The organism is Anaerococcus sp., assembly GCF_030825785.1.
Taxonomy (GTDB): domain Bacteria; phylum Bacillota; class Clostridia; order Tissierellales; family Peptoniphilaceae; genus Anaerococcus.
In genome coordinates, this window is sequence record NZ_JAPJPG010000001.1 from 20,466 (window position 1) to 45,393 (window position 24,928).

General features: G+C 36.1%; 25 protein-coding genes. 5 read left to right on the forward strand and 20 right to left on the reverse strand.

Annotated elements, in window-relative coordinates; translation table 11 throughout:
• Window positions 1–8: 8 nt before the first annotated feature.
• Together mgtE and RCH56_RS00100 are read right to left on the reverse strand one after the other, a co-directional pair.
• The gene (mgtE, locus tag RCH56_RS00095; RefSeq protein ID WP_306482960.1) at window positions 9–1,379 is read right to left on the reverse strand and encodes a magnesium transporter; all 1,371 of its coding nucleotides are present in this window, start codon (window positions 1,377–1,379) and stop codon (window positions 9–11) included.
• Window positions 1,380–2,585 carry a S41 family peptidase gene (locus tag RCH56_RS00100; RefSeq protein WP_306482961.1) on the reverse strand — a complete coding sequence of 402 codons (1,206 nt, stop codon included), beginning with the start codon at window positions 2,583–2,585 and terminating at the stop codon, window positions 1,380–1,382.
• A gap of 431 nt (window positions 2,586–3,016) precedes the next feature.
• Here RCH56_RS00100 and RCH56_RS00105 point away from each other — a divergent pair, with 431 nt between their 5' ends.
• Both RCH56_RS00105 and RCH56_RS00110 read left to right on the forward strand, forming a co-directional pair.
• Window positions 3,017–3,550 (forward strand): hypothetical protein, encoded by a 534-nt coding sequence (locus tag RCH56_RS00105; RefSeq protein ID WP_306482962.1) that lies wholly within the window; start codon window positions 3,017–3,019, stop codon window positions 3,548–3,550.
• A gap of 113 nt (window positions 3,551–3,663) precedes the next feature.
• Window positions 3,664–4,221, forward strand: coding sequence for a manganese efflux pump MntP family protein (locus tag RCH56_RS00110; RefSeq protein WP_306482963.1), 558 nt, complete (start codon window positions 3,664–3,666; stop codon window positions 4,219–4,221).
• 39 nt (window positions 4,222–4,260) lie between these two features.
• On the opposite strand, the gene uraA is transcribed toward RCH56_RS00110, so the two are convergent.
• From uraA to RCH56_RS00135, 5 genes are all read right to left on the reverse strand, one after another.
• Window positions 4,261–5,526: a uracil permease gene (gene uraA / locus RCH56_RS00115; protein ID WP_306482964.1), complete on the reverse strand. Its 1,266-nt coding sequence runs from the start codon at window positions 5,524–5,526 to the stop codon at window positions 4,261–4,263.
• 82 nt (window positions 5,527–5,608) lie between these two features.
• Complete coding sequence (locus RCH56_RS00120; protein ID WP_306482965.1) at window positions 5,609–5,956, reverse strand: GNAT family N-acetyltransferase; 348 nt, start codon at window positions 5,954–5,956, stop codon at window positions 5,609–5,611.
• A gap of 168 nt (window positions 5,957–6,124) precedes the next feature.
• Window positions 6,125–6,922 carry a bifunctional 2-polyprenyl-6-hydroxyphenol methylase/3-demethylubiquinol 3-O-methyltransferase UbiG gene (locus tag RCH56_RS00125; protein ID WP_306482966.1) on the reverse strand — a complete coding sequence of 266 codons (798 nt, stop codon included), beginning with the start codon at window positions 6,920–6,922 and terminating at the stop codon, window positions 6,125–6,127.
• 414 nt (window positions 6,923–7,336) lie between these two features.
• A complete protein-coding gene (locus RCH56_RS00130) occupies window positions 7,337–7,531 on the reverse strand; it encodes a hypothetical protein (RefSeq protein ID WP_306482967.1) in 195 nt (64 codons plus the stop codon).
• 142 nt (window positions 7,532–7,673) lie between these two features.
• The gene (locus tag RCH56_RS00135) at window positions 7,674–8,879 is read right to left on the reverse strand and encodes an arginine deiminase (RefSeq protein ID WP_306482968.1); all 1,206 of its coding nucleotides are present in this window, start codon (window positions 8,877–8,879) and stop codon (window positions 7,674–7,676) included.
• Between the two features lie 208 nt (window positions 8,880–9,087).
• On the opposite strand from RCH56_RS00135, the gene RCH56_RS00140 reads away from it, so the two are divergent.
• Entirely contained in the window at window positions 9,088–10,215 is a 1,128-nt protein-coding gene (locus RCH56_RS00140) for a peptidoglycan-binding protein (protein WP_306482969.1), read from the forward strand.
• Window positions 10,216–10,410: 195 nt separating this feature from the next.
• Window positions 10,411–10,665, forward strand: a complete 255-nt coding sequence (locus RCH56_RS00145) for a type II toxin-antitoxin system Phd/YefM family antitoxin (protein WP_306482970.1) — start codon at window positions 10,411–10,413, stop codon at window positions 10,663–10,665.
• A 45-nt stretch (window positions 10,666–10,710) separates the two neighbouring features.
• Here the strand turns inward: RCH56_RS00145 and RCH56_RS00150 are convergent, their stop codons facing one another.
• From RCH56_RS00150 to RCH56_RS00195, 10 genes are all read right to left on the reverse strand, one after another.
• Entirely contained in the window at window positions 10,711–12,030 is a 1,320-nt protein-coding gene (locus RCH56_RS00150; RefSeq protein WP_306482971.1) for an ABC transporter substrate-binding protein, read from the reverse strand.
• A 49-nt stretch (window positions 12,031–12,079) separates the two neighbouring features.
• On the reverse strand, window positions 12,080–12,898 hold the full coding sequence (locus tag RCH56_RS00155) for a carbohydrate ABC transporter permease (protein ID WP_306482972.1): 819 nt from the start codon (window positions 12,896–12,898) through the stop codon (window positions 12,080–12,082).
• The gene (locus tag RCH56_RS00160) at window positions 12,898–13,779 is read right to left on the reverse strand and encodes a carbohydrate ABC transporter permease (RefSeq protein WP_306482973.1); all 882 of its coding nucleotides are present in this window, start codon (window positions 13,777–13,779) and stop codon (window positions 12,898–12,900) included. The genes RCH56_RS00155 and RCH56_RS00160 overlap by 1 nt, the downstream gene beginning before the upstream one ends.
• Window positions 13,779–14,849: an ABC transporter ATP-binding protein gene (locus RCH56_RS00165; protein WP_306482974.1), complete on the reverse strand. Its 1,071-nt coding sequence runs from the start codon at window positions 14,847–14,849 to the stop codon at window positions 13,779–13,781. Before RCH56_RS00165 ends, RCH56_RS00160 begins: the two co-directional genes overlap by 1 nt.
• 16 nt (window positions 14,850–14,865) lie before the next feature.
• Window positions 14,866–15,189, reverse strand: coding sequence for a hypothetical protein (locus tag RCH56_RS00170; protein WP_306482975.1), 324 nt, complete (start codon window positions 15,187–15,189; stop codon window positions 14,866–14,868).
• A gap of 131 nt (window positions 15,190–15,320) precedes the next feature.
• Window positions 15,321–15,746, reverse strand: a complete 426-nt coding sequence (locus RCH56_RS00175; protein ID WP_306482976.1) for an SH3 domain-containing protein — start codon at window positions 15,744–15,746, stop codon at window positions 15,321–15,323.
• Window positions 15,746–16,405 (reverse strand): CpsD/CapB family tyrosine-protein kinase, encoded by a 660-nt coding sequence (locus tag RCH56_RS00180; RefSeq protein ID WP_306482977.1) that lies wholly within the window; start codon window positions 16,403–16,405, stop codon window positions 15,746–15,748. The genes RCH56_RS00175 and RCH56_RS00180 overlap by 1 nt, the downstream gene beginning before the upstream one ends.
• Window positions 16,398–17,330: a chain-length determining protein gene (locus RCH56_RS00185; RefSeq protein WP_306482978.1), complete on the reverse strand. Its 933-nt coding sequence runs from the start codon at window positions 17,328–17,330 to the stop codon at window positions 16,398–16,400. The genes RCH56_RS00180 and RCH56_RS00185 overlap by 8 nt, the downstream gene beginning before the upstream one ends.
• A 1-nt stretch (window position 17,331) precedes the next feature.
• On the reverse strand, window positions 17,332–18,111 hold the full coding sequence (locus RCH56_RS00190) for a glycosyltransferase family A protein (protein WP_306482979.1): 780 nt from the start codon (window positions 18,109–18,111) through the stop codon (window positions 17,332–17,334).
• A gap of 1 nt (window position 18,112) precedes the next feature.
• Window positions 18,113–19,255 (reverse strand): glycosyltransferase, encoded by a 1,143-nt coding sequence (locus RCH56_RS00195; RefSeq protein WP_306482980.1) that lies wholly within the window; start codon window positions 19,253–19,255, stop codon window positions 18,113–18,115.
• Window positions 19,256–19,391: 136 nt separating this feature from the next.
• Here RCH56_RS00195 and gltS point away from each other — a divergent pair, with 136 nt between their 5' ends.
• Window positions 19,392–20,570, forward strand: a complete 1,179-nt coding sequence (gene gltS, locus RCH56_RS00200) for a sodium/glutamate symporter (protein WP_306482981.1) — start codon at window positions 19,392–19,394, stop codon at window positions 20,568–20,570.
• A 31-nt stretch (window positions 20,571–20,601) separates the two neighbouring features.
• On the opposite strand, the gene RCH56_RS00205 is transcribed toward gltS, so the two are convergent.
• The 3 genes from RCH56_RS00205 to gtfA form a co-directional block, all read right to left on the reverse strand.
• Window positions 20,602–22,212: an alpha-glucosidase gene (locus RCH56_RS00205; RefSeq protein WP_306482982.1), complete on the reverse strand. Its 1,611-nt coding sequence runs from the start codon at window positions 22,210–22,212 to the stop codon at window positions 20,602–20,604.
• A gap of 93 nt (window positions 22,213–22,305) precedes the next feature.
• The gene (locus RCH56_RS00210; RefSeq protein ID WP_306482983.1) at window positions 22,306–23,439 is read right to left on the reverse strand and encodes an ABC transporter ATP-binding protein; all 1,134 of its coding nucleotides are present in this window, start codon (window positions 23,437–23,439) and stop codon (window positions 22,306–22,308) included.
• 14 nt (window positions 23,440–23,453) lie between these two features.
• On the reverse strand, window positions 23,454–24,905 hold the full coding sequence (gtfA, locus tag RCH56_RS00215; RefSeq protein WP_306482984.1) for a sucrose phosphorylase: 1,452 nt from the start codon (window positions 24,903–24,905) through the stop codon (window positions 23,454–23,456).
• Window positions 24,906–24,928 lie beyond the last annotated feature (23 nt).

Here is a 24,928-nt window from a genome sequence, read left to right on the forward strand (position 1 = left end):
AATTCTTCCTACAATGGTGCTACATCCATAAACATTTGAGCTATGTTAAAGTAAACTATTAGGCCCAAGGAATCCACTATAGTCGTGATAAGAGGACTTGCCATTATAGCAGGGTCTGCTCCAAGTCTTTTAGCAATTATAGGAAGAAGAGATCCCACCACCTTGGCAGTAACAACTATAAAGAAAAGTGTAACAGAAACCATAAGGGCAATCTCAATTCCTACCTTATCAAATAAATAGCATTTGAAAAATCCTACCATGGCTAAAAATAGGCCACAGACCATTCCAATCCTACATTCCTTCCAAACGACCTTGGCCCAATCGGATAATTCAATATCCTTTGTGGCCATGGCACGGATTACAAGGGTTGAGGTCTGACTTCCAGCGTTTCCTCCAGAGTCGGTTAACATCGGTATAAACATATTAAGAGCAATTATAGACTTAATAACCGCCTCGTAGTTTTTAAGTATACTTGAGGTAAAAGCAGATGAGATCATAAGAAACATCAGCCAGGGAATCCTGTTTTTGGCAAGGTCCCAAACACTCATCTTGCTATATTCTTCCTCTTCCGGTGTAGTAGCTGCCATGATTTGGAAGTCTTCTGTAGCTTCTTGCTCGATTATCCACATGATGTCATCTACTGTGATAATTCCTACAAGCCTATCTTCCTTATCTACTACTGGTAGGGCGGTGAAGCCGTATTTTTGGAAGGCCCTAGCTACGTCTTCTTGGTCGTCGTCTGTCCTAACTGTGATTACATCCTCATAGAGAAGAGTCGATATTAGAGTCTCCCCATCACTTGTGACGAGATTTCTCAAAGACACATAGCCTAAAAGCTTTTTGGTAGAATCTGTAACATAGCAGGTATAGACGGTGACCTTGTTATTGCCAACCTTTTTTATAGTCTGTAGAGCCTCTTTTACAGTCATTGTTATCTTAAGCTCCACAAATTCTGGAGTCATCAGGCTCGCTGCAGAATCTTCTGGAAACTTAAGATATTGGTTTACTTTCTTTCTCTTTTCTATATCGGTATTTCTTAGAATTTTTTGAACGACAGAAGCTGGCATCTCCTCTAGGGTGTCGATCATATCGTCAAAGTCTAGTTGGCCCAAAAGCGAATGAAATTCCGTATCATTTAGACCCTTTTTTATCTTATCCTTATCTTCTGGACGAAGCTCTGCAAAAACTTCTATGGCATCTTCCTTTTTAAGGAGCCTAAAGACTATTAAGGCATCCTCAGCACCTAGGGTCGATATGAATTCTTCTATGTCGACAGGATTTGTCCTTCTTAAAAGCTTTGAAAGATTGGTCCCATCACGCTTTTCTAGAAGTGAATTTAACTCTTCTACTCTTTTTGAATAATCAGCATAGTTTTGCATCTATTCACCCATTTGATCTAAGAGGACTTCGAGGGCCTTTTTGAATTGATCATCCTTTGAGAAGTTCTTCCTTGAAATCTCAAGAGATTCTTCACTATTTTCTACTTCGATATCTGGCTCTACTCCGACCTTATTGATTTTTGCACCTGATGGTGTGTGGTATTCGCTTATTGTAATCTTAGCCCCTGACCCATCATCTAATGGGAAAAGTTTCTGTACAATTCCCTTACCAAAAGTCTTCTTACCGATAATCTTAGCCCTATCTCTATCTTTAAGTGCTCCAGATAAGATTTCGCTTGCTGAAGCAGAGTTTTCATTTACTAGGACTGTCATTGGGATATCGTCTTTTTCTTCGTCACTTTCTTCAGTGATTACTTCTCCCTTCTTATCTTCTGTAGTAACTATTACTCCCTTATCTAGGAATTTATCTGCTATATCGAGGCAAACGTCAAGAGATCCACCAGGATTGTTCCTAAGGTCTAAGACAAGCCCTTCCATACCATTATCCTTTAGCTTCTTATAAGAATCCTCGAAGTCTTCTCCTGTTACATCATCAAAGGATTTGATATGGATGTAGCCGATTTTCTTATCTTTTTCCTCAATGATACTTTCATCAATAGTATCGACTTTGACATCACGTCTTGCGACTTCCATATCTATATCTTTGAAGTTCTTGCCATCTTCTTCCATTCTTCTAACAGTGATTTTGACATTAGTATCTTCCTCACCTTTCATAATAGCGACAGCTTCTTCCATTTGATCTGCGGAATATTCCTTACCTTCGACCTTAATTATATAATCTCCTTCCTTAAGACCAGCTTCAGAAGCAGGAGATCCGTCGAAGACTTGAACGACTTTGATAAAGCCTTCTTTGCTCGCTTGAACCAAAACTCCAATTCCCTTATATCTTCCATCAAGATTTTCCATAAGCTTGGAAAACTCATCCTTGCTATAATATTGGGTGTAAGGGTCGCCAAGATTGGCAAACATTCCCTTAAGAGATCCTTCATAGAGATCTTCTTTTTCATAATCAAAGAGGTAGTTCTTATCAAGTAAGCTCTCTAGCATATGCATATCTTCGATATGCGCTTGGTCTTCACTCTTATTTGTAGCGTTTAAATCACGATTTAGGCCAACAACATAGCCTGTAAAACCAACTCCTGCCGTTAGGACAAGAGCCAATATAACTTTTCCAATTTTTTTCATATAGCCTCCATAATATATACTATACTATATCACAAAATGGGTAAGAATACATATAAGAATCAAAACAAATTAATTTTTAAGAAAGATTAGAAAGATGCTGAAAGCTCAATGGCTATATGGTATAATAATGAAGAATAGAACTAGAAAAAGGAGTTTTTATGGAAATGAATGATCTTTAAAATAGAAAACTGCTAATGGCTATCGTTAATGTTCGTTTTAGGAATCGACCATAACCAAACAAATGTATGAAATTCTTACGAAACTAGTCAAGAGGAAAACTAAAGAAAATATACTAAGATGCTTTTAAACAGTTGAAGAATACTTACAATGATAAGATAAGAGCTTAACTAGAAAATCTGCTACGGTAATCAAAAAATCTAAGCAAATCTCGGAAAAATACAGAACGAATTAAATAAGAAAAGGGAGAAAAAATGATTAAGAAAAAAATACTAGCCATAATATTTACAATAAATTTTGCTTTTCTAGCAATAGTCCCAGGTTTTAATAACATATCTCCAGTAAGCATAAGCTATGCAGCTGAAGACGATATAACAATTCAAAGACAACAATTACAAGAAGGAGTTAATGATAGCAAAAATATTTTCTCATCTAAAGCATATGGAATAATAAACAAAGAAAGCCTAAAGAAAGAATATAACCAAGCCTTAGAATATGCTAAATCAGTCCTAAACAATAATAACGCAAGCTATGAGGAGCTTAGAAATGCTACAATCGGACTTAATAACGCTAAGAATAATCTAAAAGAATATGGTAAGAAAGTGCTAGCAGTCCAAGAATTAAAATACACTATTGAAGAGCAAAAAATCACTATAAAAGCAATTGAGTATTTAATGAACGAACATCCTGCTATAGCTCGCACAATTGGCGATAAAGCAAATGACCTACTAAGTAGAAGTAATGATATTATAGCAAGAGCAGAAAGTATAATTAGCCAATTTGAATAAGTTATCTGAGTGAGATCGGCCAACATGGCCGTTTTTTCTTTGTATACTTGCATTAAGTTAGCTTTCTGGTTAAATATATAAGCAATTTACTTAAGGAAGATAAAGGGGGATTTTTGGATACAGCATCATTGTTAATCTTGTCAGTTGGCCTTGCCATGGATGCTTTTGCCGCAAGTATCTGCAAGGGCTTATCTGAAAAGACACATTCTATAAAAAACAGTTTGTCGGTTGGTTTTTGTTTTGGCTTTTTCCAGGCCTTTATGCCAGTTATTAGCTTCTTGTTAGGAAGAAGATTTGCTAGCGCTATCAAGGCAATTGATCATTGGATAGCCTTTTTCTTGCTTCTAATCTTAGGACTTGAGATGATAAAAGAATCGAGAAATGCCTATTGTGAGGTCAACCGTGGCTTTGACTTTCTTTCCCTATCAAAGATGGGAGTTGCAACCTCTATTGATGCCCTAGCAGTAGGAGTAGGACTTGCCTTTTTAAATATAGATATAGTAAAGTCTGCATCTACAATAGGAATTGTAACTGCCCTACTTTCAGTTATAGGCTTTAAGATTGGATCAAAACTTGGTATGAAGAGTAAGCAGATAGCAGAGCTTACAGGAGGAATAATCCTCATAGGTCTTGGAACTAAGATTTTAATCGAACACTTATTTTTACAATAATATCAACCAAAAACTCCCCTTAACTGGGGAGCTTTATTTTTACTGATTAATTAGATTTAATTTTCTAAGAAGGCTCATAAAGGCAGAAAGTACAACCGCTACAACTGAGGCTAGGACCATTCCCTGTAGCTCTATTGCTCCAAACTTTAAAGAAAGTCCTGAAAGACCTGCTATAAATATTACTGATGTCAAAACTAGGTTAGAAGATTTAGAATAATCTACCTTCTGATCTACCAATAGTCTTATACCGCTTGTACCTATCATTCCATAAAGTAAGAAGGTAACTCCTCCTATTACATTTCCTGGAATGGTCTGAATAATTGCAGCCAATGGTCCAAAGAAGGCCATAATTATCGAAATAACTGCAGCTCCCCCAATAACTTGAACTGAATACACTCCTGTGATAGCCATAACTCCGATGTTTTCTCCGTAAGTTGTAGTAGGAACACCGCCCACAAATCCTGATAGGGCTGATGAGAAATTATCGGCAAAGATTGATCTGTGTAGACCTGGCTCTTTCAACAAATCTATTCCTATGATATTGCTTGTTACTACTTGGTGAGAAATATGCTCGCTCGTAATTACTAGGATTACTGGAAGCATAGCAAGAATTGCACTAGCTGAAAACCTAGGAGCCCTGAATTCTGGTAGAGTAAATAGGCTTACTTCTCTTACTGGAGTAAAGTCTACCATGCCAAAAAATACCGCAGCGATATAGCCTACCATAATTGAGATTAAGATTGGAATTGTTGAGAAGAAGCCCTTAAAGGCAACTGATCCAATGATTGCTGTAAATAACGTTATAAAAAAGACCAAAAAGTCCTTAGAACTTGCTGTATCTGTCATAAGATTCGCCCCGATTGTTCCTCCTGTTACGGTATTTCCAGCAAGCTCAAAGCCTATAAGGGCAACAACCGCTCCCATAGCAGCAGGTGGAAGAAGGACATCTATCCAGCTTGTCCCAAACTTATATATAATATAAGCCAATAGGCAACCGAGAATTCCGACCACAATAAAAGCACCCTGAGCATACTGGAAACCTTCGCTTGCGATAATAGCTGTACCTGGAGCTAAAAATGCGAATGAAGAACCTAAATAAGCAGGTGCTTTTTGTTTAGTAATTAATATAAATAATAAAGTTCCAATACCATTCATCAATAATACGATACCTGGATTAATGCCAAATAAAATAGGAACTAGGACACTAGCGCCAAACATTGCAAAAGTATGTTGGATCGACAAGGGTAACAATAATTTTAATGGAACTTTTTCTTCTACTTTGTAAATTTTTTTAGAATTTTTCATAATACCTCCATAAATTTTTCACCAATTATCATAGCAAAATAAAGGGAGCTTGTCAAACTCAATCATTAAAATAAATTTCTATCTAATTTATCTTTTTTTCACAAATTAAATCGACTATATTATTTTCCACGCCAATAATTCTAAAACCACAATCCCTATGAATTTTGTATGCATACAATCTAGTTTTCTCAAAATCATTATGTAGGGTCTTTATGTTTTCAAAGGAAAAAGCCTTATCGATTAAAAGTTTAAGACCAGCCTTACCGTAACCATGTACCCTATACTCATTTTTAATTACAATACCTATATCCCTGGTAAGAAATCCTAAGCTTGAAGGATGAAAATTTACATCACCTACAAATGCTTTTAAGTCTTCATCATAGATATAGGCGTAAAAATAATCAACTGGATTAAAAAAAATAAATATCATACCGACTTCTCCGAAAGCTTCTATCGTAAATTATGCAGCCTGTAGTCTTATCGTATCCAGCAAATGGCAGGTCATATCCTTTGTTGTAAGCCATAGTAAAGGGATCATTTAATAGAATTTTAGCAAAATCTAATTCATTTTCTTTCGGTATATATAATTTTATATTTTTCATTTTTTGTTCTCACACACAAAAAGTAAGTGGTTACTAGCTCCTAGTGTTTCTGGATTTTTGCAATTATTAAGGTGGAAAGCTAGATAGTTATCAAATGATTCCTCTGTCATTTCTTCCAATTTTTGACTTAAAATCTCGGAAAAGCCATCGCTTGCAACTATTTCTTTTATAGTTAAGCCTGATTTTTCAATCATTTCTTTTGCTTCCTTTAATTTGAAAAATACAAAAGGCCTATCTATTAATCTTTGTTTCTCACTAATATATGAATCACTTGAAAAAATATTTGTGTTGTAGTTAATAGTTTCGCTTATTAGGACTGTGTCATGATTTATAAAAGATATTAATATATAACCATCATCTTTGCACACTCTTTTTGCCTGTCTAAGCACGTCCCTTCTGTCTTCTTCCTTGGATAGGTGATACATTGGCCCAAATAAAAGCACTATATCAAAATAATTTGATTCTAGATCTTTTAAGTCAAAAGAGGACTTATTATAGACTTTTATGTTGACAAAGGCTTTTGACTTAGACTCTAAAAGTTTGAAATTTGAAGATGATGGCTCAAAGGCTACTATCTCACAAGCTTTTTGACCTAGTGGAAGGCTATAGGCTCCAGTTCCAGCACCAACATCAAGGATTTTTGAGTCTGAACTAATTAGTTTTTCTATTTCTGTTAAAGTAGTTATTTTTTCTACAAGACCAGTTATTGATTTAAGACGTTTATCTTCATCAAATACCTTATATAATTCTTCGTTCCTATCTAAGTCGTTATCAATTTTTAAAATCTCGCTCATATCCATATTATAACTCCTTTAAAATTAATGTACCTTGTTAAAATATTTATTCTATATTATATGTAAATATACTTAATCAAAAAATGTAAAACTTTCTTCATAGGTAAATTAAGAGTTGGAAACTATTTTCTAACGAACCTAAATATTTTAAAATTAAAGGATAAAATATATAATATCATTAATAGAAGCAAGCTCTTCAATCTCCAAAAAAGCCCTTGACTAAACTTCAAGGAAATGTAGAGTATGAATCTTCATGAGATTCAAGACAAAAAAGGCAGTAGGTGCGAACTACTGCCTTGTCTTTTACTTGTTTTTGATTTTTCCACCTATAATCTAATGATATATTTCCTAAATAAAAAATCGACAAATCTCATTTTAGTGGATTTGCCGATTTCAAAAGCCTTGTAGGCTACATTACAAAAGGTCTTCGCCTTTTACTGCATCTATTATTTCGTCTTTTATATCGTCTACCTTATCTCTAACTTCGTCGATTTTGTTGTTGTTTTTGAGGTATAGATAAGCTCCTACCGCTGTTGCAGCAGCTGTAAATAGAACTTTTCCTACTGTATTTTCTTCTTTTCTGCCTCTATTGTTTTTATAATCAAACATTTCTGCCTCTTTCTTTAATTTTCAAAAGAGTAGATTTTCTACCCTAGTTGGCCTTTCTTTCTATATCTTGATTATACTTTCCATATTATTGATTTTCAAATTAGTTTTTATTAATTTATATGTTTTTATTTTTAATTTATCTTTAATCTTCTCTTACAAGTGGCATGGACATACACCTTGGTCCTCCCCTACCCACAGTTAGGGTTGATGAGTCAAGCTTTATTACTTCTATGCCATTTAGCTCGAGCATTTGATTGGTTACGGTGTTTCTCTTATAAACAATTACCTTACCTGGAGCAATAGCTAGTGTATTTGATCCATCTGTCCATTGTTCCCTAAGGGCTGCTATTGGATCTCCGCCACCACATGGAAGTAGCTTTATTTCATCTAGCTTTAAGGCATCTTTTAAAAGGTCGTCTAAGGATTTTTCTATTATCTCTTCTGCAATCTTATCATCTTTTTTACTAAATTTAATAGCATGGAAGGTAGAAATTATCCCAGGATGGTAGGTGAAGGTGTCATAATCGATTTGAGTAAAGACAGTATCAAGGTGCATGTAGGCTCTTTCGTTAGGGATATTTATGGCGATAATCTCTTCTATCTTTGCCTCATCATCGAATAAGATATGGTGGGCAAGATCCTTGATAGCCGCGAGCTGAGTTCTTTGGCTAATTCCAATCATCAAGAGTTTTTCGTTGATATTTAGTATATCGCCGCCTTCGATATGGTATTTCTTTCCCCTACCATAATAGTTTTTCGTCCCCTTGTAATCCTTGTGGTGGTTAAATATGTAGTCAGCATATATTGTCTCTCTCGATCTTGTAACTGAATACATGGTGTTGATGGATACTCCCTTTCCTATTGTGGAGAAGGGATCTCTAGTAAAGTAAAGGTTTGGCATGGGATTTATGGCGGTGTATTTATAGTCAAATAGGACGTGGTCGTTTTTTATTCCTAACTCATTAAGGGTAAGGCCTGCCATAGTTTTTTGGACGAATTCTTTCTCGTCTTTGATAGAAGCTAAGAGCTTTCTCGCCTCACTAAGGACTAGATCATCTTCTATATCTGCCTCTTTTAGGTATTGGTCAAGGAATTTTTCTTTGAGGTCCTTATTATCTTTGAGAGTCTCTGCCATCAAGTCTTCAAGATAAACTACCTCTACTCCCTCATTTCTAAAAATTTTTGCAAATTCATCGTGCTCTTCCTTGGCCTTATCCAGGTCCGGTATGTCATCAAAGAGTAACTCGTCCAAGGCATTTGGTGTAAGATTTAGAAGTTCATTGCCTGGCCTATGTACGAGGACCTTCTTGAGTTTGTTGATTTCGTTATTTACGTTGATATTGTTCATAATTTCTCCTTAAATATCCTTAAAAAAAAGGCAGTTTCTTTCTCAAAAAACTACCTATAATCAATTAGCTCCGCCAACATCTTTAATTTTATATCTTAATTATACCAAAAATTTCAGCGAAAGAAAAGCTTACCATTGCTTAACTTGCAAACTTAAGTAAGTTACATATAATATAAATTAGATATTTTTAATGTTAGGAGGGAAACTAATGAAAAAATTTAATATAGCATCTCTTATGCTTGCGACAGCTTTAGTCCTAAGCGCATGTGCAAACACATCTGACAAGGAAGCTGACAAGAAAGAAGATACTAAGGTAGAAGAACCTGCCGAAAACAAAGACGATAAGGCTACTGATAACAAAGAAGAAGCCGACAAGGAAGAAAAGGTTGAAGAAGTTAAACCAGAAAATGCTGAACAAGCTGAAGGCAATGTAATTCTTCACAGAGGATATCCAAAAAGCGAAGGAGCAAGATCATTCCCACGTATAGTTGTTGCAACAAGCGGAGATAAGATTGTCGACGTATCCATAGACGAATACCAATACGCTGGCGCCGATAAGGGTTATGAAGCTACACCAAATTCTGATAAGGGATTTGGAGAAGGAACTGCTGAAGGTAAAGTCCTTATCTCAAAGATGGATAACGAAGAGCAATACTCATCAGAAATGAAAGAAGCAGGATCTCCTACAAGTCTTAAGGAAACTTACGAAGGAATATCTGAATTCGTAAAGGGTAAGACAATCGAAGAAGTTGAAACATTCCTAAAAGACAATAGTGAAGACGAAATAATCGAAGCTGTAACAGGAGCAACATTTAAGTCAACTCCTGCCCTACTAAACTACGTAACTGCAGTTGCAAGAGATAATCAATTCGTATCTGTAGGACATGCAGAAAATCCTGAAGAAATCACATTCAAGGCTATTACAGGTGCTCCTCACGGAGAAAAATCATTCGCTGATTGCGTTCTAGCTATGGAAGGCGATAAGATCATTGCAGCAAGCTTCGACGAATTCCAATACATGGAAGATGCTGAAGGAATCACAAATGCAGAAGATGAATTCACTCAAGGCTATGCTGATAGCAATAAGGCTCTAGTTTCTAAACTTGAAAACAACGATAAATACTCTTCTTTAATGACAGAAAAAGCTCAATCAACAGTTTCAATCAAGGACAACTTTGAAGCAATCGAAAAATTCGTTGCTGGAAAAACTGCAGCAGAAATTGAAGAAGCTATCGCAGCTAAGAACGAAGACGGAACAATTGATTCTGTAACAGGAGCAACTCTAAAAGATACAGCAAACTACCTACAACTTATTGTAGATGCTGCAAATAAATAAGTCTATTAAAGTCAAGGGCACATATGCCTTTGGCTTTTTTGCTTGCAAATTTTTATTATAGAAAAGTGTTTTGTTTTTATAATTTTTAAATATAAGCAAATTGATATCTCGTATTACTTTAATCTTAATTCGCTCCTACTTTCTACGATGATTAAGTATCCTACAAATAGGTTATAATCTATATAGGAGGCTTTTATGAATATTTCTGATGAAAATCTATATACTATGTCTGAGGCTAATTCTAATTTTTCGAAAATAACTAGGGCAGCTGATGGAAACGGTTATGCTGCAATTATCAAAAATAGCAAGATATCTTATGTCCTACTCCCCTATGATAAGGTAAAGACAGAAGAAATTCTAAGGGACGAGGATATGGAAGAAGTTGCGAGAAGACTTATTGAAAAGATAAAAGACGAATATAATATCCAGCTTAAACTAGATATTGAGTAAAGAAAAACAGGCAAGATTCTTAATTCTCGCCTGTTTTTCTTAAACTTATTGAGCTTCGAAGTCTGCCTTAAATTGTGGTGCGAAAGCTTCAAGCTCTGCCTTAACGTCTGCATTTGGATTTGAAAGTATACTTTCAAGTAAGCTTGCTACGTCGTTGTAGGCTTGTTGGCTTCCTGGAACAAGTGGTCTAGAGAATAACTTCTCACTTGCATCATCTAGGATTGGAGCAATCTTAGAATCAGAAGATTTGTACTTATCATCTGTTACAGCAGATTTTCTAGCTGGCATGTAGCCTGTTGCTAGAGCGAAGTCGATTTGGCTATCCTTGCTAGATAGGTATTTGATATAATCAAAAGCTGCTTTCTTTTCTTCATCGCTTGCCTTATCAAACATATAGATATTTGTACCTTGTTGGAAGGCTTTTTCTGCTGGATAAGGAGCTGCTTCGTATTCGAACTTACCGTCTACTCCTTCTTTAACATAAACTTCACCAGCATTTGAACCAATGTAGGCTCCTGCTTGCTCGTTAGCAAATGGACCTGACATATATTGGTCTGTTCCAGCGATTCTGAAGTAACCTTCTTTAATTCCTTCTAGATAATACTCAACTGCTTCTACGGACTCAGGTCCAGCTACATCTAGATCTTTATCAAAATCTATGCCCTTGTTTTTAAGATAAGTGATGTAGAAGTTTGATAGAGAGTCGAAACCAACTCCTGGTATTCCTTTTTCTTCGTAGATTTTCTTTGATACTTCCTTAAGCTCTTCGTAGTTTGTTGGAACCATAAGTCCTAGTTCATCGAAGAGGTCTTTGTTGTACCAAAATACTTCTGTTGACTTGTTAAATGGAAGTCCTTCGATCTTGCCATCATGTTCGATTTCATCCCTTATACCTGGGAATATGTCATCGTAATCGTCCATACCATCTTTTACATAATCTGTAAGATTTGCTATCATATCAGCATCTTTGAATTGAAGCATCCAGTCAGGATAAGCTTGAGTTATTGTTGGAAGCTCCTTTGGTGATTGCATTGATGCAACGAGGATTTGGTTTAAGTCTCCGTATTTTCCTTGGCCTTGAAGAGTTACCTTGATATTTGGGTTTTCTTCTTCAAATTTCTTAGTCAAATCTTCAAGAGCTTCGCCTTGGCCTCCACCCATAGCATGCCAGAATACTATTTCTGTTTCACCTTCTGACTTATCTTCTTCTTTTCCTTCTTCCTTCTTGTCATCTTTAGCTTGATCAGCACTTTCTTCAACCTTGCTGTCTGCCTTTTCTTCACTTGCTTCTTCATTAGATCCGCATGCTGTGAATACTCCTAGTGACAAAACTAGAGCCATTAACAACGATAATTTCTTTTTCATAAAATCTCCTTTGTTATATTTTCCTTCACTAATATTATATACCCTTTTTCTATCTTTTGATACCCCCGTAGGAAACACCGCTTAAGATTTGTTTTCTAAAGAGGAAATATAATATTAAAATTGGCATTATAGTAATAGTACTTGCTGCCATTTGAAGGTGAATTAACTGGCCTGCTTCAGTAGCGAAGGCTGATAGACCATTTGATATAAGTCGCATCTCTGTGGTATTTGTAACAAGGATTGGCCACAAGAAGGAGTTCCATCCTGTAATAAAGTTTAAGAGCCCTATGGTAAAGAGATTTGACTTGCTCATAGGAATCATTACTTTTCTAATAAACTCAAAGTCACTTGCCCCATCGACCTTAGCTGCCTTGTAGAAATCCATCGGAATAGATTTGAGAAATTCCTTTAAGTAAAAGATATAAAATACTGATGCCAAAAAAGGAATTATAAGGGCAGTATAAGTATCTATGAGTCCTAATCTTGCAATTGTTGAAAAGTTAGTAAAGATTATAATCTCAAAAGGAATCATTAGGAGCGATAGCATGAAGGCTTCTAGGAGTTTTTTGTATTTGAAATTACAAAAATTTAGGGCAAAGGCCGCAAGGGTTGTAGTTATCAAAGTAACTATGGTATTGGTCAAAGATACAAAAACTGTATTTAGAAAATACCTCCCAAAAGGAGCAACCTTCATAGCCTCGATGTAATTTGAAAATATTGGCTTTTGTGGAAGAAGCTTAGGCGGAATGCTCGTTACTTCTTGAAAGCTCATTAGCGATGATGAAATCATATAAAGAAATGGAAATACTGTAATAATCGCCATGATTACAACAAAAATATATCCAATTATTCTTAAAACTTTTTGCATTATTTTGCCAACCTTTCTATTGCCTTCTTCTGTAAGAAAGTAAGTAAGAGGAGGAATAAGAATAAAATCACTCCTGCAGCCATAGCCTGACCGTATCTGTATTCCACATAGAACTTGTTGTAGATATAAAATACCGCAGTTACAAGTCTATTGCCGACACCTGCCCTGCCATTAAAGAGGGCAAAGATTGAATTGTAGACCTTAAAGGCTGTGATAAAACTTGTCAAAAACAAGAAGGTAATGATTGACTTAAGCTGTGGGAGGGTGATCTTCCTAAATTGCTCCCAGCTACTTGCTCCAAACATCTCAGCAACCTTGTAATAATTTTTATCAATTGACCTAAGACCTGCGAGTATTACTATAATATTAAAGGCCAAGGCGTTCCATACACCAAAAATTATAAGGGCTGTCATATTATAATCAGGATCATTTAGAAAGTCTATCGGTGCAAGACCAACAAAGCCTAGGACATAATTGATAAAACCGTATTGGCCGTGGAATAAATATCTAAACACAATACCTATAGCTATAACGCTGGTTAGGTAAGGGATAAAGAACAAGGTCTCGAAGAACTTACCTCCCTTGATATTGGTATTTAGGACTAGGGCTATAAGCATAGATATAATTATTGATAAGGGAACAACTGTTACCGCATATATTAAGGTGTTTATCATAGCCCTCTTAAATAGAGGGTCTTTTAATACAATCGGAAAATTTGAAAGGCCTACAAAGCTAGGTGCGAGTATGTTGTTATTTTGCATACTCATCACAAAGGTCCTAAACAAAGGATAGACAGAAAATACAAGGATAGATATAAGGGCTGGGGCCAGGTATAGCCAAGCCTTGTTGTTTTTTTCCGCAGAATACTTAAGCTTTTTCATTAGTAAACCCTACTTCCGTCTTCTTCAAAAATATAAATTGATGGATAGTCTATAGATATTCCTATCTCATCGCCCGCTTTAATCTTAAGCTTGCTATCTACTATCATCTTAGAAGATATATTATCTAGGTCAAAGTGAAGGATCATATATCTTCCTATCATCTCTATAGAATCAACCCTTACCCTAATATCACTATGATCATCAAGGATAAAGTGCTCTGGCCTAATGCCTACTAGATAGTCTCCATCATTTAACTCTTTTTTAAATCTTTCTTTCTCGAAATCCTCTAGCTTAAGCTTTAGGTCAGAAGAAATTAGCTTATCATCCTTCTTTTCAAATTCAAAAATATTTATAATAGGATTTCCTATAAATTTCGCAACAAAGAGATTTGCTGGGTTGAGGTAGAGATTTTGTGGCTTATCATATTGTTGGATAACTCCCTTATCCATCAAGGCTATATAATCAGATATGGAAAGAGCCTCTTCCTGGTCATGAGTTACAAAAATCGTAGTCACGCCAACTTCCTTGACTATATTTCTAATCTCTTCTCTGATAGAAAGCCTAAGTCTTGCATCTAGGTTACTTAAAGGCTCATCTAGTAGAAGAGTCTTTGGATTTTGGATAAGGGCACGTGCTATAGCCACCCTTTGTTGTTGACCACCTGAGATTTGTCCAGGCTTTTTATCTTTTATCTCTCCAATATAGGCGAGATCCATGTATTTTTGGGCAATCTTGATTGCTTCTTGCTTTTTTACTTTCTTATCTCCAACTGTAAGTGGGAAGATAATATTTTCTAGAACGGTCATGTGAGGATATAGGGCGTAGTTTTGAAAAACCATGCCTATATCACGGTCTTTGGGGTGTTTGTTTATTACACTTTCCCCATCGAACTTGATATCTCCCTTAGTTGGGTCAAGGATTCCTGCTATTATGTTTAGTATAGTAGACTTACCGCAGCCAGAAGGTCCTAGAAGAGTAACCAAGGCTCCATCTTCTATATCTAAGTCGATAGACTTTAAGGCCTCGTAACCATTTTCATAAACTTTGTTTAGATTCTCAATATTAATCATAATACCTCTTTAATAATTATTCCAAGGGAAAGGCCAATAAGATTATAAGCATAGCAAGCATCAGACCTATTCCAATTAGGGTAAACCGATCTTCTTGTTTCTTTAGGGCTAGAATTACCAAGGCTATCGATAAGAAAAATAGGAATAGATAAATCTGTATAAAAATCCCCTCGTCAAATTTTCTGTAAACTAACATCATTATCACTACAGCCGCAAGCAAAAGTATCACCGAAATAATGATTTTGCTCTTCTTATTTTCCATAATCGAATTAAGAAAGCTTATAGCAGCAATAACCATAAGCAAGGGCCATAATAGATAATCAAAAAATAAATTTATCATAATACCTCTGTCTATAATTATATCATAAGTAAAATTATATTTGATAGTATTTTCCTTAATTTAATATGATAATTTCCGAATTTCACAAAAAAATACCAAGCAAAGACCTAAACTCTTGCTTGGTAACTTAATTATTCCACTGGCTTTAACAAGTCAGACTTGATGTAGCCTGCTTGGCCATTTACCGATACTCTTGACCAGCCGTCTTTTTCTAATAGCACTAGGATCTCATCTCCAGGATGAGCCTCTCCTACTATTTCAGAATCTGTTGTTGGGTCAAGTCTTATATTTACAATATCTTCTACTTGGTAATCTACTCCAGCCATCACATTCGAAGACCCATCTTTTTCTGTTTCATCTTTTAGAGTCTCGCCCTGGTCATTTACTTCAGTATTTTCTTCTTCAGTATCTTCTTCTCTATTTGTATCTTCAGCCTTTTGACTAACTTGGCTTTCTTCATTTGCTTCTGGATGACGCTTAGATTCGTAAGTGTCATTAGCACATGAAGCCATAACAAGGCTTAAGGCTAATATCATAAGTACTTTAATCTTTTTCATTAATCTTCTCCAAACATTTCTTTAACTTCGGTTTCGCTGTGGATGTAGTTGGTTAAAACTATACCTAGGATTTCTGCATTTACATTTTCAAGTTGTTTTATAGACTCTCCGTATAGGTCATTGTCCTTGTTGGCAAAGGTAGTAAATACTAGGACCTTATCGCAAAGAGCAAGGAACATATTGGCTTCTGGTATATCCTTGTTTGCAGTTGTATTTACAAAGATATAATCGAATGAATCTCTTAGGCTTTCTATGAAGTTTTTGATCTCTGATGGTTCTAGGAACTCATCTGCATAATCAGAAACCTTGCCCGAATACATCAGGTAGATATTGTCGAACTTTTCGTCGAATTTGATAAGGTCGTCTTTTGGATAACCTCCAAGTACTCCATCGATAAAGCCCCTTTCCTCATTCATATCAGTCAAATCTTCTAGGGCAGGTTCCCTTAGATTGGCATCGATTATTAGGATCCTATCTCCTCCTTCAGCCAGATGTTTGGCCATTATATAAATATTTAGGTCCTGGTCGGTGTGGTTTGTTGTAGATGTAAATCCTATAAGCCTATCGTCATTGTCGAGATTTTTTATTATCTCATCTTCAAGATCGTAAAAGGCTTGAAGAGCTATTTCTTTTTTCTCTTCGTCTTTTTTCCTAAACATCTAATTCTCCTTTACTATATGGGGCAAGCTTACCAATTATTGGATAATCCTTCTTTGTAGTATCCTTATTAGACCTATTTTGTTTATTGATTCCATAAATGATCTCATCTTGGTCTATTATTGTAGTTTCACCGAAATCTTCTTCATCGACATTTATTGGATCAATTTTTTGTGTACCTGTAAAGTCTCTATCATCATCGTTATCGTCATCATTATAGGCATAGGATGAATAGTCTTCTTCTTTCTTAAAACTTACTCTTCCGTCTTTTACTTCTCTTTTGGAATCAGAAGTAATTTTCCCATAATCATCTTCATAAGTTTCGTAATCTTCAAGGTCTTCTTCAAGCTCTTCTACTTTTTGTGCCTTAGCTAGAAGGATCTTGTTATTAAAAGAGTTTACCCTAATCATTCCTATAAGAGTCGCTAGGACAAATACTCCAAGTCCTACAATAGATGCGTAAGTTTTGCCATTGTTTATCCTGCCTGCAGATCGGTAGGAGTATTCCATAACTTGGGCATCTGTTCCGTAAATATTTCCTATAACTCTAACAGCAAGGTCTGCGTATTCATCTGCTATGTCTTCTGCCCTTAGCTTGTTTGTATCTGTAACTACAATATCTACTACAGATGAGCCTTCTATAGGCTCTATGCTAAGTTTTGCATCGAGCATTCCCAAAGACATATCTATTCCTAGGTTGTCCAGTACTGTATTTTTAATCTTATTTGAGTTAATAGTGGCTGCGTAGGTACTTGCATCTCCTGCATTCTCATTTACATCCTCAATATCTGTAGTTATAATCTTACTTTTTGCCCTATATTCATTAAAACCTGAATAGCTTAGGGCGAAGTAGAATATAACTGCTGCTAGTATTCCACAGATTAGTCCTACTGGAATTGCACTAAATAGCGATCTTTTTTCTTTCATTTTAACCTCCAAAATCCTTAGCGCCTTCAATCATCAACCGCCTTGCTTTTCTTATGCCTAATTCTCCTACCTTATCAGGATAGTTTCTAACAAAATATTCTATATAAAACCTATACATTCTTGGAAAAAGTGCCTTGGAAAGTTTTCCCTTATCATAAAAGAACTTCTCGTCAAAGCCTGTAAACCAAGTCGAATCGTCATTGTAGATTTTCGCTATAAGTTTAGTAGAAGTCCTCACTCTTAGCTTATTTCTAATGCAATCTGCGATAAAGATCGAATCTTCACCCGCACCATTTCCAGTTCCTGCTCCAAAATATGTGGACAATAATATATTTTTCTCAAGGATTTTCTCTCGCTTAAAAGCGAAATGAACTGATCCATATCTTAAAGCATTGTAGATCTTTAGGTCTTTTTCTTCCTTGACCTTGATAGTCTCAGCTCCATCCTTATAAATTATGGTCTTCATCACAAAAAAGTCTACATCAGGATGTTCGATAAAGGCTTCCTTGATTTTTCTTTCGTAATCATCTTCTAAGACTTCATCGTCATCACAAAATAAGACGACATCTGCCCTAGAATTTAAAATAGCGAGATTTCTCGACCTACCAAGTCCCCTCGTATCAGTCGATATCATCCTTACTCTAAAGCCATCTTCCTCGACTTCCTCGTAGGAATTATGATCTGTTTGGTTGATAATTAAGCAGTCCGTACTTAAGTTAAATCTCTTATAAAAACTAATATCGCATACATTCATAGCAGAAATCAAAACTTCTATATTCATATTACCTCGTACTTTCTGCCTTTTCCCAAGTGGCCTTACTCTTACCTGTAAGCTCGTTTTTTGCTCCGAGTATTTGGGCAAGCATCATCATAGAATAATATCTTGGAAAATAGACGATTTTTTTCTTAGACTTGCTTGCCTGACCCAAAGCGGCAAGAATTATAAAGACTATCTGGCCTAGAAGGATTATCTTGTAGATAAATCCTTGTCTAATAAGAAATATATTACTTATAAATAATACTATATGAAAGAAAGCCTGCAAGAATCTCAAGGTTTTGTGGTTGAAATGGAAGAAGGAAAACCAACCGTATTCGAAAATATTTAGCCTTCTAAGATTGGTCCTAATATTTGTAAGAATCCTTCTTTGCATCCTGACCTTTCTCTTAAACTCATCTCTTGTAGTAGATCCTGCCTTCTCAAAAGCTAGGGCATCCTCATTATAAAGGGCCCTCTTGCCGTTAAGAGCTGCGTGAAGGGGCATTTCGTAATCGTGAGAGCTTACTAAGTTATAATTCCTATAGTCCTTCTTCCTACAAGCATAAATTGCACCATTTCCTGCAGCTATTGTTTTAATATTTGACTCGATTTTTCTCATAGTAAGTTCCATATTCCAATAGGTATTCTCCGCTACAACCGAAGCTGTCTCATCTTCCTTGTAGATAAGAGACCCGCAGACATATTCTATATCGTCTGAAGTAAAATATGAAACAAGCTCACTTATGGCATCTTCCTTAAAGATCGAATTTGCATCAGAAAAGACTAAAATCTCTCCCTTGGCGACCTCTACCGCCTCGTCCTGGGCGTTGGTCTTGCCTAAATGATTTCTTACGGTATTTACTCTAATATCAAAGTCCGGATGACTTTTTATAAAATTTTCACTAAGCTCCACAGTCTTGTCATTTGAGGCATCATTTGCAATAATAACTTCAAAATCTGGATAGTCAGTTTTTATAATATTATTGAGCTTCTTCTCAATGACTTTCTCCTCGTTATAGGCTGAGATAATCACAGAAACTTTGGGCTTGTATGTGTAATCTTTAGCGTTCTTCCTTTTTATAATTTTATCTAATAACAAAAGTGTCAATGGGTAGCCTATCATAGGATAGAATATTGCAAAGGCCGACACCCAAAATATTATTTTCATAAGCACTCTCCTTAGCTTATTATATAACATTCATTATACTGTAAGCAAATCGAGATTGCCCTTTTTCAAGCTTTTTTTGTAAGAGCTTGTAAAAATTATCACTAGGGATAAACTAATAGGTAGGAAAGGATACATTATGACTATAGAATTAGACATTATACAGACTCTAGGAATTGGTATGATTGCCTATATTATTGGAGTCTTAATCAAAAATAAATTTGAATTTTTTAGAAAATTTTTCATTCCATCTCCTGTAATAGGAGGTCTTATTATTAGCCTTGTGATATTTATAATCAAGGAAAGGGCCGAGATCGACTTTAAATTCGACGGAACCCTCCAAGACTTCTTTATGAATATCTTTTTTGCATCCATAGGCCTTGCCGCATCCTTTAAAAGTTTGAAAAAGGCGGGAGTGATTGGCCTTAAGCTTGCAATCGTAATAATCCTCCTCTTACCCTTACAAAATGTAATCTCTGTAGGAATTTCCCTCATCCTGGGCATAAATCCACTCCACGGTGTGGCTATGGGATCGACTTCAATGACTGGAGGAATAGGATCTGCCATATCTTTTGGAAAAATCATGGAGGCTAAGGGAGCAGTGGGAAGCACCTCCATAGGGGTAGCAGCGGCGACCTTCGGACTTTTGGTTGGAAGCCTGGTAGGAGGACCTGTCGCAAAAAGACTAATAAAAAGTCACTCGCTTAGGTCAAAGGGTGCCTTGTACGAATCAAAAGATAACAATATTAGAAGAATAATAAATCAATCTTCCTTGATGAAGGCCATAATACTCATAAGTCTGTCAGCCTTCTTGGGAACTTTTATAAACAAAATCCTTGCCCTAACTTCCCTAAGCTTTCCCTACTATGTAGGCTGCCAATTCGGAGGTCTAATCGTAAGAAACATCTACGACCTACTAGGAAAAGACGTGGACCTTACTAATGTAAATATAGTAGGAAATATTTCCCTCAACCTCTTCCTATCCCTTGCCCTAATCAACCTAAATATTTCGGCAATAATAGGCCTTGCAGGACCTATGTTTGTAATCTTAATCTCCCAAGCGATTTTTATAGGAGTCTATACAAGCCTTGTGACATACAGATTTTGTGGCAAAGACTACGATGCTGCAGTAATGGCAGCTGGTCATTGCGGAGTAGGCCTTGGACAGACACCAAATGCCATGGCAAATATGGAAGCAGTTATAGAAGAAAAGGGCCCAGCAGATATAGCAATGTTCGTATTTCCCATAGTCCTAGCAGTTGCAGTAAATCTCTTCAACCCTCTAGTCATTACATTTTTTATAGATTTATTGGCATAGGAAAGGCGGTCGATAAGACCGCCACATTTGTTTATTTAATTTTCACACAAAACGCGTCCCAGGCCTTAAGCTTGCCTGAATCCTTAACTTCTTTGACATCTGTATTAGAAATTACAATATCAGTATAATTTTCTTCTAAGTCAAAGTCTTGGCTTTCTCCAGAAAAATTAACCACAATGAGGTATTTTTCTAAGTCTGTCTCTCTTGTGTAGGCGAAGACTTTCTCCTCAGTTTCTAAAAGCTTAAAGTCAGCATCTACCAGCCAATCGTTATTTTTCCTTAGGTCAACTAGTTTTTGGTAGGTATAAAATATTGAATCAGGATCTTTTAGGGCTTCTTCTACATTTATTTCCTTGTAATTTGGATTTACTGGAAGCCAGGTTGAATCCGCCTTAGAAAAGCCAGCATTCTTGGAGTCGTCCCATTGCATAGGAGTTCTAGCATTGTCACGACCTATAACAGATACCCTATCTAGGATCTCTTCCTCGTCTTCTCCCTTTTCTAGACATTCCTTGGCGTAATTTATTGATTCAATATCTTCAAATTCTGCTAGGTCTTTGAAAGGATAATTGGTCATGCCGATTTCTTCTCCTTGATAGATATAAGGAGTTCCTCTCATAAGATGAAGGAGGATGGCGAGAGCCTTAGCTGATTTTTCCCTATATTCGCCGACATCTGCCCAGAGTGAAAGGACTCTAGGAAGGTCGTGGTTTTCCCAAAATAGCGAGTTCCAACCCTTGCCAAGCTCTAGTTCAGTTTGCCATTTGGCGAAAATTTCCTTAAGCTTACTTACATCAAGGTCCTTTTCATAGAACCATTTAGGCATACCCTCCTTGTGTTGGAGGCCAATATGCTCAAATTGAAATACCATAGATAGCTCTTCGTTTTCTGGATTTGAATATTTCTTGGCAATTTCAGGACTTGCTCCCCAAGTCTCTCCCACTGTCAAAAGATCATGCTTACCAAAGGTATTTTTGTTCATCTCTTTAAGGTAAGTATGAAGCATCGGTCCATTTTCCTTGATTTCTTTATCAGGAACTTTGCCTAGTAGGTCGATTACATCCATGCGGAAGCCCCCGATTCCCTTATCAATCCAAAAGTTCATCATGTCGTAGATTTCATGACGCAAGTCTTCATTCTCCCAGTTGAGGTCTGGTTGCTTCTTGCTGAATAAGTGGAGGTAATATTCTCCTGAAGCCTCATCATACTCCCAGGCAGAGCCAGAGAAGGTAGATTCTAGGCCGTTTTTCTTCTTCCTCCAAATATAATAATCACGCTTAGAGCTAGCCTGATTGTCTCTCGCCTCTATAAACCAAGCATGCTCATCTGAGGTATGGTTTACAACAAGATCCATGATGATTCTAATGTCTCTTTTCTTAGCTTCTGCCAAAAGCTCTTCCATATCATCCATATCGCCAAAAATATCTGCAATAGCCCTATAATCAGAAATATCATAGCCATTATCATCCATTGGACTTTGATAAACTGGAGAAAGCCAAATCGCATTGATCCCGAGCTTTTCGAGATAATCGAGCTTAGAAATAATTCCTTTGAGATCTCCTATACCATCATTGTTTGAGTCCATAAAAGACCTTGGATAAATCTGATAAATAGTTGCCTTATGCCACCAATGTTTTTTCATATTCCACCTCTCTAAATTCTTTCCTAAATTCTTTAAGGCAAATTTTGCCCCGTAATTTCATTTTAGTCTTTTTCTAATATCTAACAAATATTTTTAACTAATGGTCTTTTCTGTATCTATATCGAAGAAATGTCCCTTGGCTACATTTATGCTAAGCTTCACACGCTCTCCTGGATTTCTGTACTCCATTGCCCCAACCCTTGAAGCAAACTCGTTATTTCCTTGTTTTGTATAAAGGATTGTTTCATTTCCAAGTAGCTCTGACATTACTACTTCCGCATCAATTGTTGAACTTGGGTAGGTCTCTCTTGCTATTTCGCTGCTTGATATATCTTCTGGTCTTATGCCGAAAATAGCTTTCTTGCCAACATAGCCCTTCTTTTCTAGGGTCTTTCTGTGTCCTTCAGGTATTTGTATACAAAGGCCATTACTATCCATCATTTCAGATCCAAGAATATTTACCTCAAAGAAGTTCATTGAAGGACTTCCTATAAATTCTGCCACGAATTTGTTGACTGGCTTATTGTAAAGTTCATAAGGTGTTCCTATTTGCTCTATTCTTCCTATGGTACCAGACCCGTCTGGATTTTTCCTTGAGCTCATTATTACAATCCTATCAGCTAGGGTCATGGCTTCGGTCTGATCGTGGGTTACATATATGGTTGTTGCTCCAATACGGCGGTGAATCTTAGAAATTTCTGCCCTCATTGAAACTCTAAGCTTAGCATCTAGGTTTGATAGGGGCTCATCCATCAAGAAGACTTTGGCTTCACGTACAATTGCCCTACCCATTGCCACACGTTGCCTCTGACCTCCTGAAAGATCAGCTGGTTTACGTTTTAATAGTTCCGTTAAGTCAAGAATCTCTGCTGCTTCCTTGACGCGTCTATCAATTTCATCCTTTTTTAGATCTCTAAGTTTTAAAGCAAAGGCCATGTTATCGTAGACAGTCATGTGGGGATAGAGGGCGTAGTTTTGAAATACCATAGCGATTTCACGATCTTTAGCAGATTTTTCATTAACTAGCTCATCATCTATGAAAAGCTCCCCCTCTGTTATATCTTCAAGACCTGCAATCATACGAAGGGTGGTAGACTTACCACAACCAGAAGGTCCTACAAAGACAATAAATTCCTTGTCCTTTATGTCTAGATTGAAATCTTCTACTGCATAGTGGGTAGATTTCGGATATTTTTTGTATATATGATTTAATTTTAAAGTTGTCATGTGCTAATTCCTAACTATATATTTAAAAATTCTATTTCTTTATCATCTTCAGTAACTTTATAGGCCAGATTCTTAAGATCTATTCTTGCTTTAGCTACTGCACTTCCATCTTTATTCTTACGAGTAATTATTATTATGTTTTCTCCCTCATTTTCGACTGATATCGAACCTTCTAGGTCAAAAGCTTCTGACCTATTTCTAAATTTAAAAAGCATTAGGAGGGCTTTCACTATAGGTCTTTCCACTTCCCTAGCTATCTCCTCATTGGAATAATAATGACGATTTATATTTCGCCCTTCTTTTGTTTCTTCAAGAAGCTTTAAGTCGTTTTTCCCCGCTAGAAATCCCACATAATAAACTTGAGGAATTCCAGGAGCAAATGCTTGAATAAGGCGAGCTATAAAGTATTTTTTATCATCATCTCCAAGAGCTGAATAGTAAGTAGTATTGATCTGATATATATCGAGATTGTTATATTCTGCTGTTGAATATTTCCTATTAACATTGGCTCCAACCTTATAAAGCTGGTCTGTAGTAAAGGCTATCTCATCATCGGTCATTATATCTTTTACATCAACCACACCAATACCATCGTGGGTATCTAGGGTGGTGAATTGTTTCATAGGGCTTTTTTCTAACCAATTTTTAAGTCTGTCTACCTTTCCAGAATAAAGGCTATATAAAGTTAGCATCGGCAAGGCAAAATCATATATAAAATAATCATGACTTGCTATTTTAAACTGTATCTTGTAATGTTCGTGAATTTCAGGCAGTATTTCTACATTATTTTTAACTGCCATCTCTCTTATCTTATCTAGTAAACCCCATATTTTAGGTTCTACAAAAAAGTCATTTGTATCTAGCTTTTTGATAGCATAAGCAAAGGCATCAAGTCTTATGATGTCACAGCCCTTTTTAGAAAGATTATCTATATTTTTCTTTATAAAATCCATAGTGACTTCAGTTCTAACATCTAGGTCAATCTGCTCTTCTCCAAATGTATTCCAAAGATTTTCAACAGATCCATCTTTAAATTTAATTTCTTGCTTGGGAGCCCTGTCTTTTCTTTTATAGATTAAATCTATATCGGCTTGGCTAGGACGATTTTCTGGCCAGAACTTATCCCAATTTAGGAATAAATCTTTATATTCACTATCTTCATGCTTTTCCTGATAGTCCTTATAGTATTTTGACTTTCGAGAAATATGATTGATCATAAAATCAAACATAAGATAGTATCTTTCTCCTAAGGCCTTAATATCTTCCCAATCTCCAAACTTAGGATCTACCTCATCATAGTCGATTGGAGCAAAGCCCCTATCCCCTGTCGATGGAAAAAATGGTAATATATGGACGCCCCCTACGGCATCCTTAAAATATTTTTCTAAATTTTCTTTTAAATCTTTTAAATCTTTGCCTAAACTATCTGAATAAGTAATAAGCATAGTTTTGTTTTGAATTCCCATAAGTTTCTCCTATTTTCTCATAA